We start from the raw sequence: 16,438 nt of genomic DNA, 5'->3' as shown, positions 1-16,438 counted from the left end.
TCGTGCCGGTCTCCGAGGAGGCAGCGGTGAACAGGCTGCATCGACCGGCCGGAACGCTGGCGGATTCCGGGGATCCGGTGTCGCTGACGCCCGAAGCCGCCGGGTGGTCCTATGCCGGGCTGCGGGTGCTGCGGCTCGGTGCGGGGGAGCGGCGGGTGCTGCACACCGGGGAATTCGAGGCGTTCGTGTTGCCGCTGGCGGGCGCGTGCACGGTGCGGGTGGACGGGCTGGTGTTCGAACTCGCCGGGCGCGATTCGGTTTTCACGCGGGTCAGCGACTTCGCGTATGTGCCCAGGGAGGCCGAGGTGGAACTGTCCACGGCGGCGGGGATCGAGGTGGCCCTGCCGATGGCACGCTGCACGCGTCGCTTGGATCCGAAATATGGTCCCGCCGAGCGGGTTCCGGTCGAAGTGCGCGGTGCAGGGCCGGCGACCCGGCAGGTCACCAACTTCGGGACGCCCGGGGCGTGGGAGCACGCGGACAAGCTCAACGCGTGCGAACTGCTCACCCCCGACGGGAACTGGTCCTCCTACCCGCCGCACAAGCACGACGAAGCCTCCGACTGCGAGGTCGTCAACGAGGAGATCTACTACTTCCGCATCGCCGGACGCGACGGAATCGACACCGGCCCCGAGGGTTTCGGCCTGCACCGCACCTACACCCGCGACGGTTCCCTCGACGAGAACGTGGCCGTTCGCGACGGCGACGTCTTCCTGATCCCGCACGGCTACCACGGTCCGTGCGTGGCCGCCCCCGGCTATCCCATGTACTACCTGAACGTGCTGGCCGGTCCCGCGCCCGAACGGTCCATGGCGTTCTGCGACGACCCCGCGCACGCCTGGGTGCGAGCGGAGTGGGCGCGGCAGACGCCGGATCCGCGGTGCCCCCTCACCTCCCACGCGGGCCCCGTCACTGCCCCCGAAGGACGGCTCGGATGAAGCTCACGACAGCGCAAGCGCTGGTGGCCTGGCTGGTCGCGCAACGCTCGGAAACCCTCGAGGGCGTCGAGGTGCCGTTGTTTCCCGCCGCGTTCGGCATCTTCGGGCACGGCAATGTGCTCGGCCTGGGCACCGCGCTGGCCGAGTACCACGACGCCTTGCCACTGTGGCGCGGGCACACCGAGGAGGGTATGGCGCTGGCGGCGGTCGGGCTGGCCAAGGCCACCCAGCGGCGGCAGGTCGGGGTCGCCACCTCCTCGATCGGGCCGGGCGCACTGAACATGGTGACGGCCGCCGGTGTCGCGCACGCGAATCGGCTGCCGGTGCTGCTGCTGCCCGGTGACACGTTCGTGAGCCGTGCCCCCGATCCGGTGTTGCAGCAGGTGGAGCACTTCGGTGATCCGACCGCCACCGTCAACGACGCCTTCCGGCCGGTGAGCCGGTATTTCGATCGCATCACCCGGCCCGAGCAGCTGATCGCGACACTGCCGCAGGTGGCGCGGGTGCTCACCGATCCCGCCGACGCCGGACCGGTGGTACTGGCCCTGCCGCAGGATGTGCAGGCCGAGACCTACGACTTCCCCGACGCCCTGTTCGAGCCGGTGCTGCACCACGTTCCGCGCCCACGGCCGGATCGGCGCGCTGTCACCGACGCCGTGCGCGTGCTGCGGGAGGCGCGTCGTCCGCTGTTGGTACTCGGCGGCGGCGTCCGATATTCGGGTGCGGGCGGTCAGGCATTGGAATTCGCTGAGCGGCACGGTATTCCGGTCACCGAGACCACCGCCGGGCGCACGCTGGTTCCGCACGGGCATCCGCTGTTCGCGGGTCCGCTCGGCATCACGGGTGCGGCGTCGGCCAATGCCCTGGCAGGGGCGGCGGATGTGGTGCTGGCCGTCGGCACCCGACTCCAGGATTTCACCACCGCGTCGTGGACGGTGTTCGCGCCGGAAGTCCGTCTGGTGCACATCAATACCGCGCGCTTCGACGCGGTCAAGCACGGTGCGCTGGCGGTGGTCGGCGACGCCGACGCCACCCTGCGCGACCTCGGATCCGACCTGGGGGAGTGGACGGCCGATCCGGACTGGACCGCGCGGGCGCAGGCGGTGCGGTCGGAGTGGGACGCGCACATCGACAAGCTGCGCGCATCGACACCCGGCACGCCCAGTTACGCGCAGGTCGTCGGCGCGGTCAACGAGCTCAGTGAAGCCTCGGACTATGTCATGACCGCCTCCGGGGGAATGCCCGGCGAACTCGTGGGCGGCTGGCGTGCCATCGGTGGCGTGCCGACCATGGACGTCGAATACGGCTTCTCCTGCATGGGATACGAACTCGCCGGGGCCTGGGGCGCGGCGCTGGCGCGCACGGGGACCGACGGCCTGGTCACCACCCTGCTCGGCGACGGCTCGTACCTGATGCTCAACTCCGAGCTGTTCTCCGCGGCGTTCGCCGGGCACCCGCTGGTCGCGGTGGTGTGCGACAACGACGGGTACGCGGTCATCGCGCGGTTGCAGGAAGGCCAGGGCGGGACGCCGTTCAACAACTTCTACGCCAACTGCCGGACCAATCACGCGACCCCGCCGCGCGTGGACTTCGCCGCGCATGCGGCAGCGCTGGGCTGCGCGGTGTTCAGCGCGGGCGAGCTCGATGAGTTTCGGGAGGCATACGCTCGCGCGCGGGTAGCCGCGCGGGCCGAGTCCCGGCCCGCCGTCGTCGTGGTCCGCACCCGGCCGTCCGTCTGGACCGAGGCGGGCGCCTGGTGGGAAGTCGGTGTGCCACAGCACCTCTCGGGGCATACCGAATATGACCGCGGCAAAGCGGGGCAACTGCGCTACACCCATCCGAGCTGAGGCCGCCGACCCATCCGGCCTGATAGCGGGCGCGACGTGCCGGTGGCAAGAAATCCGGGCATACCGACGGACGCCCGACCCGCGTCCAGGATTTGTGGCAGACTCGGCGCAAATACGCGGTCGGTCGATGGGCGATCAACGTTTGTGGTGATCGAAGCAGTACGGGGTACGGGATTTTGAAGGTCGCAATGGATCTCAGCGCCATCGAGCGGCAAGTGGCCGCGGATCGCGGGGCAGCACGGGACCGGTCGATCGGGCCGGAGCTGGCGCTGGCCACCACACTGTCCGAGCTGGCCCGGGCGCTGATGGCGACCAAGAACGATCCGGAACAACGGGATCGGTCCGCGTCGGCGCTGGAACCGGCACAGGAAGCCGTGCTGATCCGGTTGCGCTGGCTCACCGCCGGGCACGTGACCGCGCCGTTCGCGGCGGAGGTGACCGAGGCGCTGCGGCTGTTCGAGCAGGCCGCCCGCACCATCGGGCATCGGGAGCTGGCCACCTCCACCATCCGCAACGCTTGTTCGGCGTATCGGCATGTGGCGCAGAACTATCCCCTCGCCGCGGGCGCGTCGGCCGACGCGCTGTCCAAGTGCAGTGTGTGGCTGTGCCGCCTCGACCCCAAGGCCGCCGTGGCCGCGGGCGAGGACGCGGTACGCATCCGCGCGGGCCTCTTCGCCGCCGACCCGGACCAGGCCAACCGGTACCTGGCCACGTTGAACACCCTCCTACGCACCCTCATGGTGGGCCGCCAGCGCAAGCAGGCCCTGGCCATGTACCGCGAGTGCTACGCCAACGTCACCACCGCGGGCATGACGCAGCGGCTGCGTGAAATCCGGGTCGAGGACATCGGATTCACCGGCAAGACCGTCACCGCGCTGCGCAAACTCGAATGCGCCACCCTCGAACGCGCCGGCTACCTGACCCAGCAGCAGATCCTCTACCAGACGGCCGGTGACCTGGCCACCATCGAGGAGATCAACTGGCAGCTGGCCCTGGTCGGCCTCAAGCCGATCGCCGCGGGCGCACTCCCCGACCAGCCCTCCAAGCCGGTCGAGATCAGCACCTCCTTCGGCGCGCTGAGCGTGCGCTGCTCCTCCCGCAACGCCGTCACCCTGGTGCGTGCGGCCATCCTCGCCGCCTACACCGCCGACAACGCGCAGGCGGTCCCCAGCACCGCCTACCAGGGTGTCGACGAAAAGCACTGGAGCACACCCGAGCCCGAGGTCAACCGGGCCGAACGCCTCGGCGAGGATGTCGTCCTCATCGAGAAAGTCTCCGAACACTGGGTCTCGGTGAAGAGCCTCAACTGGGAGGTCGCCCCCGTCGGCCGCCACCCCCTGGCCCTGCGCCTATCTCAGGAATGGCCGGTCGTCAGCGTCACCACCACCGAGCAGATGTCCTACGAACTGTGCTGGTACGAGGGCGGCGCCGCCACCCAATACGCCTGCCTGGGCCTCCCCGCCGCCCAAATCCCCTTGGAAAAACCCCTGGCCCCCTTGGACTTCAAGGCCCTCTCCGACTACGGCGCCGACTACGCCTCCGAAACCCAGGTCCGCTCCGCCTTCGGCAACACCACCATGTTCACCAAACTCACCTGCCTCCCCGGCAGCGGCATCCGCCAGGCCGCCGAAGCCAGCCCCCTCTCCGCCCACGGCGCGAACACCCTCTACTTCCGCAACGGCGATTCGTGAACTAGCCCAACGGCTACGAGATCGCGTTCGACACCGACCTGGAAACCCACGGTTGAACGGCGTTTGCGGACGCGTCTCGGAACGGGTTGAAACGGCACTGGATAGACTTGGCCGTGCCGCTCACCTTTCCTTCGCATGCGTTGGCCGTACTCCCGTTGAAGATTCGGTGGCCTCGCCATCTGGATGGCGTGGCGTTGGTGGTCGGCGCCGCGGTTCCCGACGCCCCCTACCCGGTGGCAGGGTTCTTTTCGTTTCCGGAGACGCACACACTGCCTGCGTTGTTGTGGTGGTGTCTGCCGATGGGACTCGTCGCAACGCTGGCGATCCGTTGGGGTGCACCGGCGATTGGCGCGCATCTGCCGCGACTCGGTGCGTTCGATCTGCCCGCCTACGGCGTACTCGGTGTCGTCCGATATCCGTGGTATGTCACGGGATACTCGATCCTGATCGGTGCGGTCACCCATATCTTCTGGGACGGGTTCACGCATGATCCGGCCGGCGGGCATGGCTGGGGTGTGGCCAGATTTCCCGTGCTGTTGCAGCCAGGCCTACTCGGCAGGCCCTGGTGGTACCTGCTGCAGCAGACATCGACCTTCGTCGGTGCGGCACTCACGGTCGGATTGTTCTACTACATCGGTCGCCGCGGACTGCTGCGGGCCTGGCACGGTGAACCACCGGCCACCCGGCGCGACCCGAAGCGGTTCTGGCTGGCGGCCGGGCTGGTCGCTGCGATCGGTTTGTCGCTGCTTCCGCTGATGCCCTTGGCATTTCAGCCGTTCGTGGTGGGGGTCCGGATGCTCTATGTCGTGGCGCTGTCGTTGCTGGCAGGCGCAGCCTCGATGCGGCAGAGGGTAGCTGTGCCCACTCGCTGATGACCGGTCCGCGTGATCGGTCAGGGGCGGGGTGGTTCGACGCGGACCAGGCCGGATTGGAAGGCGAGGACGACGAGTTGGGCTCGGTTTTGGACGCCTAGTTTGGACATGGCTCGTTGGACGTGGGTGCGGATGGTCAGGGGGCTGACGTACATTTTTTCGGCGATTTCCTCGTTGGAGAGGCCTTCGGCGACCATGGCGACGACCTCGCGTTCGCGGGCGGTGAGGACTTCGAGGGAATCGGCGGCGCTGATGCGGCTTTCGGGGCGGGAGAGGTAGCGGGCGATCAAGGTGCGGGTGGCGGTGGGGGAGAGCAGGGCGTCGCCGGCGGCTACCGCGCGGATGGAGCGGAGTAGTTCTTCGGGGCCTACGTCCTTGCCGAGGAAGCCGCTGGCTCCGGCGCGCAGCGCCTGGGCCACATACTCATCCAGTTCGAAGGTGGTGAGGATCATGACTCGGGTCTCGCGGAGTGCGGGATCGGCGCAGATCTCCTGGGTGGCGGTCAGGCCGTCGACGCCGGGCATGCGGATGTCCATGACCACCACGTCGGGTGCGGTGGCCTGCGCCAGTTCGACTGCTTCCCGGCCGTTTCCGGCGATGCCGACCACCTCCATGTCCTCGGCCGAATCGATCAGGAGCCGGAAGGTGCCGGCCAGCAGCGCTTGATCGTCGGCGAGCAGTACCCGGATGGTCATGGCGTCCTGTCCTCGTCGTCGGGGGATTGCGGGGGTTCGAGGGGGAGTTCGGTGGTGACTTCGAAACCGCCGCCGGGCTTGCGGCCGGCGCGCAGGTGACCGCCGACGGAGACGGCGCGCTCGTTCATGCCGATCAGGCCGTACCCTTGCCCGGCCGAATCCTGTTCGCCGCGAACAGTATCGGAAGCGTCGCCGCCGTCGTCGCTGATGCTGATGGTCAGCAGCAGACGCGAATAGACCAGTCGCACATTCGCGGTCGCGGTGCTCGCATGCTTGGTGACATTGGTGAGCGCCTCCTGGATGATCCGGTACGCCGTCAGATCAGCGCCCGGGGAGAGCGGGCGCGGCACCCCGGTGATCGACAGCGACAGGGTCAAGCCGGTCCGCTCGAAAGAAGTGAGCAGCTCCGAGAGTTGAGCCAGGCCGGGCGTCGGCTCGAGCGGGGCGTCGGAATCGTCCTCGCGCAGCAGCCCCACCGTCGCCTTGAGTTCACGCAACGCCGCGGAGGTCGTGCCCGCCAGCTCGTCGAGCATCCCCTGCGCCTGATCGGGCTGGCTCCGCAGCAGGTACGCGGCGGTGGAAGCTTGAGCGTGCGCCAACGCCATGTGATGCGCCACGATGTCGTGGAGTTCCCGCGCGATCCGGACCCGCTCCTCGCCGACCCGCTGCCGCGCCTCCTCCTCACGGGTCCGTTCGGCCAGTTCCGCGCGTGCGTGCAAGGCGGCCAGATAGTTGCGCCGGTTGCGCCCGGCCTCGGCGAAAGCACCGGCCAGCAGGTCCCCGGCGACCAGCGTGATACGTCCCCCGGTCAGCAGTGGATTGAAGTCGTGCACGAGCGAGGTGATCAACAGCGCACCACCCGCGACGATCGGCGCTAGCTTGGCCGTGCGGGCGTCGGGGTACCACAGTCCCAGCGAGTACATCGCGACGAACGCCGCGCCCGCCGTGAACACCGACACCTCGAAACCCAAGGCGCCGATCGCGATACCGCAGGCCGTCGTGATCGCCAGCACCGCCCGCGGAAACTCCCGGCGCCACAACAACGCCAGCGAGGCAGTCGCCGACAACGCGAACACCCCGGGCGACCACGGCCGCACCACCACCGGGCCCTGCCCGTTGCCGTGATCGATGAACCGGCTCGCGTAGGTGGCGAGCGCGCACAGCAGAATCGCCACGACCACATCGACCACCCGGCTGTGCCGGCGCGGCCACTGCGACCATTCGGCGGTCATCCGCACTCCTTCTCCTCGTCGAGAACACTAATCGGCCGGTCCCGAAGTGACCGGTAGGCCGCCCAACCGGGACGGCCTACCGATGCCTGTCGTCGATCAGGCGCGCACGGATTCGAGCTCCCGCTCCGGTTCCACGGCCTCGTGACGGTTCAAGCTCTCACCCTCCACGTCCACGTTCGGCAGGATCCGCGCCAGCCACCCCGGCAGCCACCACGCCTTGTCGCCGAGCAACGCGAGCACCGCCGGCACCAGCGTCATGCGAACGATGAACGCGTCGAAGAAGACCGCCGCGGCGAGCCCGAGACCCATCATCTTGATCATCGGTTCACCGCCGCCGATGAATCCGGCGAACACCGCGATCATGATGGCGGCCGCGGCCACCACCACCCGGCCGCTGTGCCGGAACCCGGTGACGATGGCCTCGTGCGCGGTCTCGCCGTGCGCGAACGCCTCCCGCATCCGGGTGACCAGGAAGACCTCGTAGTCCATGGCGAGGCCGAACACCACGCCGATCAGGAAGATCGGCATCATGCTCATCACCGGACCGGTCTGGTGGACTCCGATCAGGTCGGCCAGCCAACCCCACTGGAAGACCGCGACGATCACACCGAAGGCCGCGCCCACCGACAGCAGGAATCCGAGGGCCGCCTTGATCGGCACGGCGATCGACCGGAACACGACCATCAGCAGCAGAATCGCGAGCCCGACCACCACCGCCAGATACGGCAGCAGCGCGTCGGCCATCTTCTGCGAGACATCGATATTCATCGCGGTCGCACCCGTGACCAGCATGGTCGCGCCGGTCGCCGTCTTCAGATCGCTCGCCTCGCCGCGCAGGGTGTGCACGAGATCCTTGGTCGCGGTGGTCGAGGGACCGGTCGCGGGCACCACGGTGACCATGGCCGCGTCCCCGGCCTGATTGAACATCGCGGGCGACACCGACACGACGCCCTCGGTCGCGGCCAGGGTGCTGGTCGCTTGTTCCACCGCGGCCCGCGGATCGCTGACGCCCTTGACATCGAGTGCGACGGTCAGCGGCCCGTTGAAGCCGGGACCGAAGCCCTCGGCGAGCGCGTCGTAGGCGCGGCGCTGCGTCGTCGACGTCGGCTGTGTCTCGTCACCGGGCATACCGAGTTCGAGGCTGGTCATCGGCAGCGCGAGCGCACCCATACCGACCAGGCCGATCACCAGCACCGCCACCGGGCGACGGACGACGAACCGGGCCCAGCGCGTGCCCATGCCGGGCTTGCCGGACGGAACCCGGTCGGCGGGCGGGTTGTCCCGACCGTCCCGCGCCGTGCGGGAAGCCTTGGGCAGCACCGCATTCTGGAAGAACCCGAGCAGCGCGGGCAGCAAGGTCAGTGCGATGGTCACCGCGACGGCGACGGTGCCCGCCGCGGCCAACCCCATCTTGGTGAGGGCGGGAATACCGACCACGGCCAGTCCGGCCAGTGCGATCACCACGGTGAGTCCCGCGAAAACCACCGCGGATCCGGCGGTTCCGACGGCCCGCCCGGCGGCTTCGGCCGCGCTGTAGCCTTCGGCGCGTTCGGTGCGGTAGCGCGACACGATGAACAGCGCGTAGTCGATGCCGACCGCGAGCCCGAGCATCATGGCGAGCGTCGTCGTGGTGGTGGACATCCCGATCGCCACGATCGCGGCGATGCCGACACCGATCCCGATCAGCGCGGTGATCAGCGGCAAGCCGGCCGCCGCGAACGCCCCGAAGGTGATCATCAGCACGATGGCGGCGATGGCGATGCCGATGGCCTCGGTCGCCCCGGCCATTTCCGGCTTGGCCTGCAGCGCGGACCCGCCGATCTCCACCGTGACCCCGGCCGACTCACCGGTGTCCATCGCGTCGGTCAGCGCCGTCTTCGTCGCATCGGTGAGATTGTCACTGGTGGCGCCGTAACTCACGGTCGCGTACGCGGTGCTGCCGTTCTTGCTGACCGCCCCCGTCTGGAACGGGTCGAGCACGCCCTTCACCTGCGCGCCACTCGAGACGTCGGCGACGATCCGCTCCACCACCGCCTTGTTGGCGTCGGAACCGATCTGCTGTCCCTCGGGCGCGACGAACACGATCCGGGCTTGCGCCCCATCGGATTTGGTGCCCGGGAAGCGCTGCTCGAGCAGGTCGAACGCCTGCTGGGACTCGGTCCCCGGAATCGAGAAGGTGTCCGGCGGCGCCGGCGGCGCACTGGCGGCCCCGATCGCCAGCGCGGCCAGCAGACCCACCCAGAGCAGCACGACGAGCCGCCGCTTCTCGAACGCGAACCGGCCGACCCGGTACAGGAGTTTCGCCATAGGGCCATGCTCGTTCGACGGCTCTGTAGTCGGCATCGTCCCGGTGAAGGCCGTCTCGCGTACTGCGAACGCAGTACCCGCACGCTCCTGGTACTCGATCCGCAGCACCTCGGCCGGGTCCCAGGTGCCCCCCGACGTCACCGGCTCCGACATGCTCACATGATGTGTGTGACGCTGACGTCAGGATCGATGTAAACGGTGTCAACACTTGTTAGGTTGGAGTGATGCGACCCACGACGAGCGCGTACCACCACGGCGACCTGCCCGCCGCCCTCGTTCGTGCGGCCATCGAACTGCTGGAGGAAGGCGGCTCGAGCGAGCTTTCGCTGCGCGCGGTGGCCCGCCGTGCCGACGTCTCCACCGCCGCGCCCTACCGGCATTTCGCCGACCGCCAGGCCCTGCTGTCCGCGGTCGCCGCCGTCGGCTACCGCGAACTCGCCCAGCACCTGGCGGCCGCGAACCCCGACCCGAAGACCGCTGACGACTTCGCCGACATCGCGATCGCCTACGTTCAGTTCGCCCTGCAGCGGCCCGGGTTGTTCCGGGCGATGTTCGTCGAGCCCTGCGATTCCGGCAGCCCCGATCGGGTGGCCGCCGTGGACGCGATCACCGACTACCTGAAAAGCATTGTCCACCAGGCATTCCCCGACGTGGACGCCGACGCCGGGGCGAAAGCGACCTGGTCGCTCGTACACGGCCTGGCCTTCCTGCATCTCGACGGCAAGTTCGATGCGTCCTCCGCGGAGGTCATCGCCGAAACCGTCCGTGCCGTCGTCCGCGTCACTCTCCCCGCATCGGGAAGAGTCGCAACGCAATAGCCGGGCCGGCCGTACACGCTCTTCAGCGGTGTGCGACCCGCTCGACCGCTGCCTCACCCCGCGCCTCGAGTCGAAGGACCGCGCCCTGTTCCCGCTGGATCTCTACCGGGATGTCCGCCGGTAGTTCCGTGCACACCCGGAACAACAGCAGGAACAGGCTGTCGATGAGGAATGGGACCGCCAGGAACAGTACGGCCGGCAATGCGATCAACAGGAACAGCAGCCATTCGCGGAGGCCCGCGCCGGACATGCGGCCGCCGAAACGCACGGCGGCCCACATCATCCAGCGCTGGGGCGCGGAGACGCCGCACTCGCGGAGCATGCGGCGGAAGATGCCGTCGGCGTCGGATCGGCCGACCGGGGCGTGCTCGCACAGGTAGTCGTGGACGATCGCGGCGCGAGTGTAGGCGCCGTAGCGGGGGATCAGCCAGATCAAAGGCCGTGGGACCGAGGCGAAGTCGGTGAGGAAGCCGACCGGGACGTGGAAGACGTCGGTGGCCGCCCGGTAGGTCAGGGGTGCCTGCAGCTGCCACCGGACCGCGTCGACCTCCTCGACGACGACGGCTTGTTCACCGAGGAACGGCATCGAATCCTCCTGTGCGGAGCTCGGTTCGGCCGGTCATCAGGACAGCTCCTGGTTCACGGCGTCGGCGAGGGCCTTGCAGTGGCCCTCGGCCAGGTAGGCGGTGGTGTGCCGGCCGTCGGTGAGATAGCCCTTCATCCAGGCCGCGGCGCCACCCCAGTCCTGCCAGTGGTCGAGGGTCCACCACGGTTGCAGGCTGCGGCTCAGGGCCGTGTCGAGCATGGTCTGGGCCCAGTGCGCGACCGCCTCGGGCGAACTCAGCGAATAGAACTCGGTCATATCCGCCAAGCTGCGCAAGGGGTTTCCCGCCGGGAGCGCGGTGATCGGGTCGCCGGGGGCGGCGGCCCACCAGGTGGGCAGGCCGGTGTCGCGTTCCCCGGAGATGCCCCAGCCGCCCGGGTCGGCGCCGACGCAGCGACCGTGCGGGCGGGACGGATCGGCGATCAACGCCACACCGCGCACCTCCAGCTCCGGATGCCGTCCGGCCGAGATCTCAGCGGCGACATCACCCGCGATCTGCGCGCCCTGCGAATACCCGCCCAGCAGCACCGGATTCGGGCTCGCACCGATCGCGCCGAGCAGGGCTTCGCGGCCCGCCGCGCGGCTGTCGGCGTAGGTGCCGGGGCTGCCGTATTCGGCCGGATAGTCGACGATGCGGGTGGTGAACCGCGCGGGGTCGAGGTCGCGCAGGAACTCCTCGCTGATGTTGTCGCCGCCGTGCGGGCAGAAGGTGCCCGGCATCATCAGAACGTCGATCATGACCGGACTCCGGTGCGCGCGGTGACGATGCCGCAGGCGGCGGCGAACTCGTCGGCGGACAGGCCGTCGGCGCTGTTCATGTCGCAGGGTCCGAACGGCGGGCAACCCTCGGGCAGCCCTCCGCCCCAGCCGCGCCCGTCGGTGTACTGGTGTGCGACCTGACCCGGCAGCTGCGGATCCCGGCCGTATCCCGCCGCGACCACGCGCAGGCCGTCGGGCCGGGTGGGCCACATGGTCGCGAAGTCGGCCGCGTTGGCGTAACCGATGACCCGGCGCGGATCACCCAGCCAGTCGGCGACGGCCCAGTAGGCGTGATTCACCCCGTCGGATTGGTCGCCGGCCGGATTGCCGCCCTGCTCGACATCGAGCATCACGATCATGCGCGGATGCGGGCCGCCCGCCTCGCTCACCAGGTCGATGCAGGTCTGCGCGGCTTCCTGCCAGTTGGGACGCCAGTAGAAGTAGACGATGAAGCACGCCAGCCGGCCGGAATCGGCTGCGGCGGTGGCCCATCGATAGTTGTCCGCGAACCGATCGTCGCGGTAGGTGCCGTCGTTGCTGCGGAACGACAGGACTTCGTAGGGATAGTCGTCGTCGACCGGTGCCTGAAAAGTGGACACGTCGGCGAACAAGGTGTCTGTCATGAACCCCCCCGGGTCTGAATCAGTCGGCGGTCTGTCGACCGCGGACTTGAAGGTACAAGTCCGATGCCCGGTTCCGCTACGCCTTTTTCACGCCGGTCGTGGTTATGGTTCAGCTACCGGCGTACATTCTGATCAACGCTGCTCAGGCCGTTTTCATCGACGAAGGGGCCCGATGATGAGTGTGTCCGCTCGATGGCGCGTCGGCGCGGCCCTGGCAGTCGCGCTCACCATGGTCGTCAGCGCGTGCGGGGCGAATCGGGACAGCGGTTCGAGCCCATCCAGGGTCCCTTCCCTGGAAGCCGCCCGGATCACCGAGATCGTGCGCGCGAAACTGGCCGAACTCGATCTCACCGCGGCGGTGTACGGCGTCTGGCGTGACAACCGGGAAGTCGTCACCGGCGCGGTGGGCGACTCGCCACTGGGCGTCCCGGCGACCGCCGATATGCGACTGCGAGTGGGTCAGCCGATGGAACCGATGCTGTCCACCGTGCTGTGGCGGCTCGACGACTCCGGTGTGCTGAAAATGGACGAGCCGATCGCCCGCTGGCTGCCGAACTTCCCACGCGCCGACCGCATCACCGCACGCATGCTCGCCGACAGCACCTCCGGAACAGCGGACTATGTCACCGACCCGGAATTCCTGAAACGATTCGGCGACAACCCATTCCACACCTGGACGGCACAGGAGTTGCTGGACCTGGCCAATGCCCGCCCGCCGCTGTTCGACCCGGGAACCAGTTTCGCCTACGCCCACAGTGATCTGGTCGTACTGGGTGAAGTTCTGCAGAAGGCATCGGGTAAACCATTGGGCGACTTGATCTCCCAGTACATTCTGGACCCGCTCGGTATGTCGAGGAGTGCGGTGGTGCTGACCGCTCGGATCGACGAACCGATCCTGCACGGTTACACCGATGAACGAAAGGTCTTCGAGGACGCCACTTTCTGGAATCCGACCGCATTCCTGCACAGCGGCAACATGAATTCTACCCTCGTCGATGTCGGCCGCTGGGTCCGTGCCGTCGGCAAGGGGGAACTGCTCTCCGCCGGTCAATTCCAGCAGATGATGGCCCCCTCGACCGCCGGCCTCGGTCCGCTCACCACCGAGAAGTACTTCGCCTTCGGTATCCCGCACCTGTCCGACTGGCTCTTCATGAACCCGGCCTACGGCGGCTACAACGGAGTCGCCTTCTACGACACCGAGACCGCCACCACCGTGGTCGTCTACGCGACCCTCGGCCCGACCGCGGCCGCGGAGAAGAACAACGCCGTCCCCATCGGCGAAGCGATCGCCACCCTCCTGGTGCCCGATCGTCCGCCCCCGCTCCCGCGCTGAATGCATCAGGTGCCGTGCGTAATTCCGAATGGAGGAACTTCCTCCGCAATATTCAATTCTTTTGTTCTCGTAACAAGTAGCAGGCGTATGCGATTTGCTTGAAGACAACACCAATTCAGGAGGTCGGAATGCTCTCTGCGAAGCGGCTTGCTGCCAGTGCCGTCGTTGCCAGTGCGGCCGCGGGTCTCGTGCTCGCCGGCAGTGGAACGGCCTCGGCCGATGATGTGCCCGTGTGGCAGGCCAACTGCCACCTGTACAACATCTTCAATACCGGCGGAATGTCCAATTGTGAATTGCCGACCTGGCATCAGGTGAAGCTGACCTGCGTCGCATGGCCGGTGCCGTTCACCTACTGGAAGTACGGTCCCATGGAGTACGGGCAGAACCAGTCGTGGGCCAGTTGCGACTCGTATAACGCGATGGTCGGCGTCGAGGTAATTCAGGCCTATCCCTGACCGCGTGAAAAGACCCCGGGAACGCCACGGCGTTCCCGGGGTCTTTTGCTGTGTCCGGGAAAGCTCGAATCGGCGCCCGATGCGCGGGCCCGGAACCCGCCGCCGGGCAGGGGTTCGGACCGCCGAGCCCGCGCCCGCGCACCGGGGTCCGGCAACGGTCCGGGGGCCGATCGCGGGCGCGGAGTTCGATAACAGTGATTCAAATCACTCATGGCCGCTACCCTGTTGTCACCCCGGTTGCTCGCGCCGCGTTTCAAGGGCCCGCTGGCTGCGCGAAAGGCCGTGGAGAGAAAGGCGTCTCGAACATGAGTAGTACCCCGACCGCTGCACCTCCGGCCGCGGAATTCCCCCCGCCGACGCTGGTCACCGGACTCTGGCAGCGCAAGCTGCCGCACTATCCGGAAACCCCCGCCCGCTCCTGGTATCTCTTCCTCGTCGTGACGGTGTCCGTCGCGCTGTACTATCAGCTGTTCGTGTCCGGAGCCGTCGGCAACCAGCTGATCGCCGACTTCCACCTGACCTTCCGATACTTCGTCGGAATCTTCATCATCGGCGCGGCCTTCGGCGCCGTTGCCTCGGTCGTGACCGGGGTGCTGGACCGGTGGGGGCGTGCCAATATCGTCGCCTACGGCACCGTGCTCACCTCGCTGCTCACGCTCTTCGCGCAACCGCAGTGCACGAACAAAGAATCGTTCCTGGCCGTCTACTGCGTCATCAGCATCGTCGAGGGCGCGGTGCTGGTGGCCACGCCGGCGCTGGTGCGTGACTTCTCACCTCAGCTGGATCGGGCCTCCGCGATGGGTTTCTGGACCCTGGGGCCGGTACTGGGCGCACTGGTCACCACCGAGATCTCCACGCACACCCTCGACGCGCACCCGGACTGGCAGTACCACTACCGTCTGGCCGGGGTCATCTGCTTGGCGATCTCCCTGATCGGCCTGGTCGGGCTGCGCGAGCTGAGCCCCCGGCTGCGGGACCAGATCATGGTGTCGCTGCGGGACAAGGCGCTGATCGAGGCGCGGGCGCGCGGACTGGATGTCGAGGCGCTGGAGCGCAATCAGTGGAAACAGATGATGCACCTCGACGTCGTCGGCTCGGCGCTGGGCATTTCGATCTTCCTGGCGTTCTTCTACACCATCGTCTCGTTCCTGCCGGTCTACATGGCCACCAACTTCGGGTTCACCGCCGCCCAGGCCAACGCCCTGGGCAACTGGTACTGGATCGCGACCGCCTTCGCCCTGGTGACGACCGGCATCGTGTCGGACAAGATGAAGGTCCGCAAGCCGTTCATGATCTTCGGCGCGATCATCAGCGTCATCGGCACCTTCGTCTTCCTCGGCTACACCGACAGACCCGGCACCGACTACTACACCTTCGCGGTCGTCATGAGCTTCACCGCGGTCGGCACCGGCATCGCCTACTCCACCTGGATGGCCAGTTTCACCGAAACCGTGGAGAAGCGGAATCCGGCGGCCACGGCGGTCGGGCTCGCGGTGTGGGGCGGCGTGCTGCGCACCGTGGTGACCTTCGTGCTGCTGGGCTTGCTGTTCGTGGTCACCGCGGCCGGCACGCTGGTGAACTACGGTCCGCGACTGCAAACCATCAACGCCAAGTACCACGACGAGATCACCACGATCCAGACCGTGGGCGCCGATACGCTCACCGCCCTGGGCAAGGATCCGAACGACGTCTCGGCGCAGGTGGCGGCGCTGGTGAAGCTGACCGGTGACGCGCCCGCGGACATCAAGACCACCGTCGAGCTCAACGCCAAGTATCCGCAGGAGCTGGCCACCCTTCAGGCCATCGACCAGAAGGTCCTGATCAAACTGCTGACCGACCCCGCCGACACCGCGGCGCAGGCAACCGCCGTCGGCCAGGTGGCCCAGAAGTTCTCCATCCCACCGGATCAGGCCGTCGCGCGGATCGCCGCCGCCGGGAAGGTGCCCGTCGACCAGTTGGCGGTCGCCTCCCAGACCGGCCCGGCCCTGACCGCCGCGAGCGCCAAACTCAAGGCCGTGAGCGCGATCCCGGCCGACGACCTGGCCTACCTGTCCGACCACGGCAAGGAAGTCCAGCAGGCCCAGGCCGATTCACCCAAGCAGTGGAAGCGCTGGTGGTGGATCTGCCTGATCGCCCAGATCTGCTTCATTCCGTTCGTGTTCATCATGGCCGGACACTGGAGCCCGAAGAAGGCCGCCGAGGAGGCCGCCGAACACGACGCGGCCGTCCAGCGCGAACTGGCGAGCCTGCCGCAGTAGCCGGTC

General features: G+C 68.1%; 14 protein-coding genes. 8 read left to right on the top strand and 6 right to left on the bottom strand.

Features of this window, described 5'->3' with window-relative positions; all coding sequences use genetic code 11:
* Positions 1-26 precede the first annotated feature (26 nt).
* The 4 genes from iolB to ACYVKL_RS01545 all read left to right on the top strand — a co-directional run bounded on the left by iolB (position 27) and on the right by ACYVKL_RS01545 (position 5,348).
* Entirely contained in the window at positions 27-938 is a 912-nt protein-coding gene (iolB, locus tag ACYVKL_RS01560; RefSeq protein WP_379170404.1) for a 5-deoxy-glucuronate isomerase, read from the top strand.
* Positions 935-2,785 (top strand): 3D-(3,5/4)-trihydroxycyclohexane-1,2-dione acylhydrolase (decyclizing), encoded by a 1,851-nt coding sequence (iolD, locus tag ACYVKL_RS01555; protein ID WP_379170402.1) that lies wholly within the window; start codon positions 935-937, stop codon positions 2,783-2,785. Before iolB ends, iolD begins: the two co-directional genes overlap by 4 nt.
* Positions 2,786-2,973: 188 nt before the next feature.
* Positions 2,974-4,476, top strand: coding sequence for a hypothetical protein (locus ACYVKL_RS01550; protein ID WP_379170400.1), 1,503 nt, complete (start codon positions 2,974-2,976; stop codon positions 4,474-4,476).
* A gap of 113 nt (positions 4,477-4,589) precedes the next feature.
* Positions 4,590-5,348, top strand: coding sequence for a DUF4184 family protein (locus ACYVKL_RS01545; protein ID WP_379170398.1), 759 nt, complete (start codon positions 4,590-4,592; stop codon positions 5,346-5,348).
* A gap of 20 nt (positions 5,349-5,368) precedes the next feature.
* Here the strand turns inward: ACYVKL_RS01545 and ACYVKL_RS01540 are convergent, their stop codons facing one another.
* The 3 genes from ACYVKL_RS01540 to ACYVKL_RS01530 form a co-directional block, all read right to left on the bottom strand.
* A complete protein-coding gene (locus ACYVKL_RS01540; protein ID WP_379170396.1) occupies positions 5,369-6,043 on the bottom strand; it encodes a response regulator in 675 nt (224 codons plus the stop codon).
* The gene (locus tag ACYVKL_RS01535) at positions 6,040-7,275 is read right to left on the bottom strand and encodes a sensor histidine kinase (protein WP_379170394.1); all 1,236 of its coding nucleotides are present in this window, start codon (positions 7,273-7,275) and stop codon (positions 6,040-6,042) included. The genes ACYVKL_RS01540 and ACYVKL_RS01535 overlap by 4 nt, the downstream gene beginning before the upstream one ends.
* Before the next feature lie 96 nt (positions 7,276-7,371).
* Positions 7,372-9,582, bottom strand: a complete 2,211-nt coding sequence (locus ACYVKL_RS01530) for an MMPL family transporter (protein WP_379170392.1) — start codon at positions 9,580-9,582, stop codon at positions 7,372-7,374.
* A gap of 224 nt (positions 9,583-9,806) precedes the next feature.
* Between ACYVKL_RS01530 and ACYVKL_RS01525 the strand changes: the two genes are divergently transcribed.
* Positions 9,807-10,400 carry a TetR/AcrR family transcriptional regulator gene (locus ACYVKL_RS01525; RefSeq protein WP_379170390.1) on the top strand — a complete coding sequence of 198 codons (594 nt, stop codon included), beginning with the start codon at positions 9,807-9,809 and terminating at the stop codon, positions 10,398-10,400.
* A gap of 22 nt (positions 10,401-10,422) precedes the next feature.
* Here the strand turns inward: ACYVKL_RS01525 and ACYVKL_RS01520 are convergent, their stop codons facing one another.
* The 3 genes from ACYVKL_RS01520 to ACYVKL_RS01510 are packed head-to-tail and all read right to left on the bottom strand — an operon-like array spanning position 10,423 to position 12,386.
* Complete coding sequence (locus tag ACYVKL_RS01520) at positions 10,423-10,986, bottom strand: DUF1353 domain-containing protein (protein ID WP_379170388.1); 564 nt, start codon at positions 10,984-10,986, stop codon at positions 10,423-10,425.
* Between the two features lie 36 nt (positions 10,987-11,022).
* A complete protein-coding gene (locus ACYVKL_RS01515; RefSeq protein WP_379170386.1) occupies positions 11,023-11,742 on the bottom strand; it encodes an alpha/beta fold hydrolase in 720 nt (239 codons plus the stop codon).
* Positions 11,739-12,386: a hypothetical protein gene (locus tag ACYVKL_RS01510; protein WP_379170384.1), complete on the bottom strand. Its 648-nt coding sequence runs from the start codon at positions 12,384-12,386 to the stop codon at positions 11,739-11,741. The genes ACYVKL_RS01515 and ACYVKL_RS01510 overlap by 4 nt, the downstream gene beginning before the upstream one ends.
* Positions 12,387-12,561: 175 nt before the next feature.
* Here ACYVKL_RS01510 and ACYVKL_RS01505 point away from each other — a divergent pair, with 175 nt between their 5' ends.
* From ACYVKL_RS01505 to ACYVKL_RS01495, 3 genes are all read left to right on the top strand, one after another.
* Positions 12,562-13,719, top strand: a complete 1,158-nt coding sequence (locus ACYVKL_RS01505; protein WP_379170382.1) for a serine hydrolase domain-containing protein — start codon at positions 12,562-12,564, stop codon at positions 13,717-13,719.
* A 128-nt stretch (positions 13,720-13,847) separates the two neighbouring features.
* Positions 13,848-14,174: a hypothetical protein gene (locus tag ACYVKL_RS01500; RefSeq protein ID WP_213554910.1), complete on the top strand. Its 327-nt coding sequence runs from the start codon at positions 13,848-13,850 to the stop codon at positions 14,172-14,174.
* Between the two features lie 305 nt (positions 14,175-14,479).
* Positions 14,480-16,432 (top strand): MFS transporter, encoded by a 1,953-nt coding sequence (locus ACYVKL_RS01495; protein ID WP_379170380.1) that lies wholly within the window; start codon positions 14,480-14,482, stop codon positions 16,430-16,432.
* Positions 16,433-16,438: the final 6 nt, after the last annotated feature.

This window comes from Nocardia tengchongensis (genome assembly GCF_054781395.1).
Note: the sequence above shows the minus strand (reverse complement) of the source record. Positions and strands in the feature narration are given on the sequence as shown.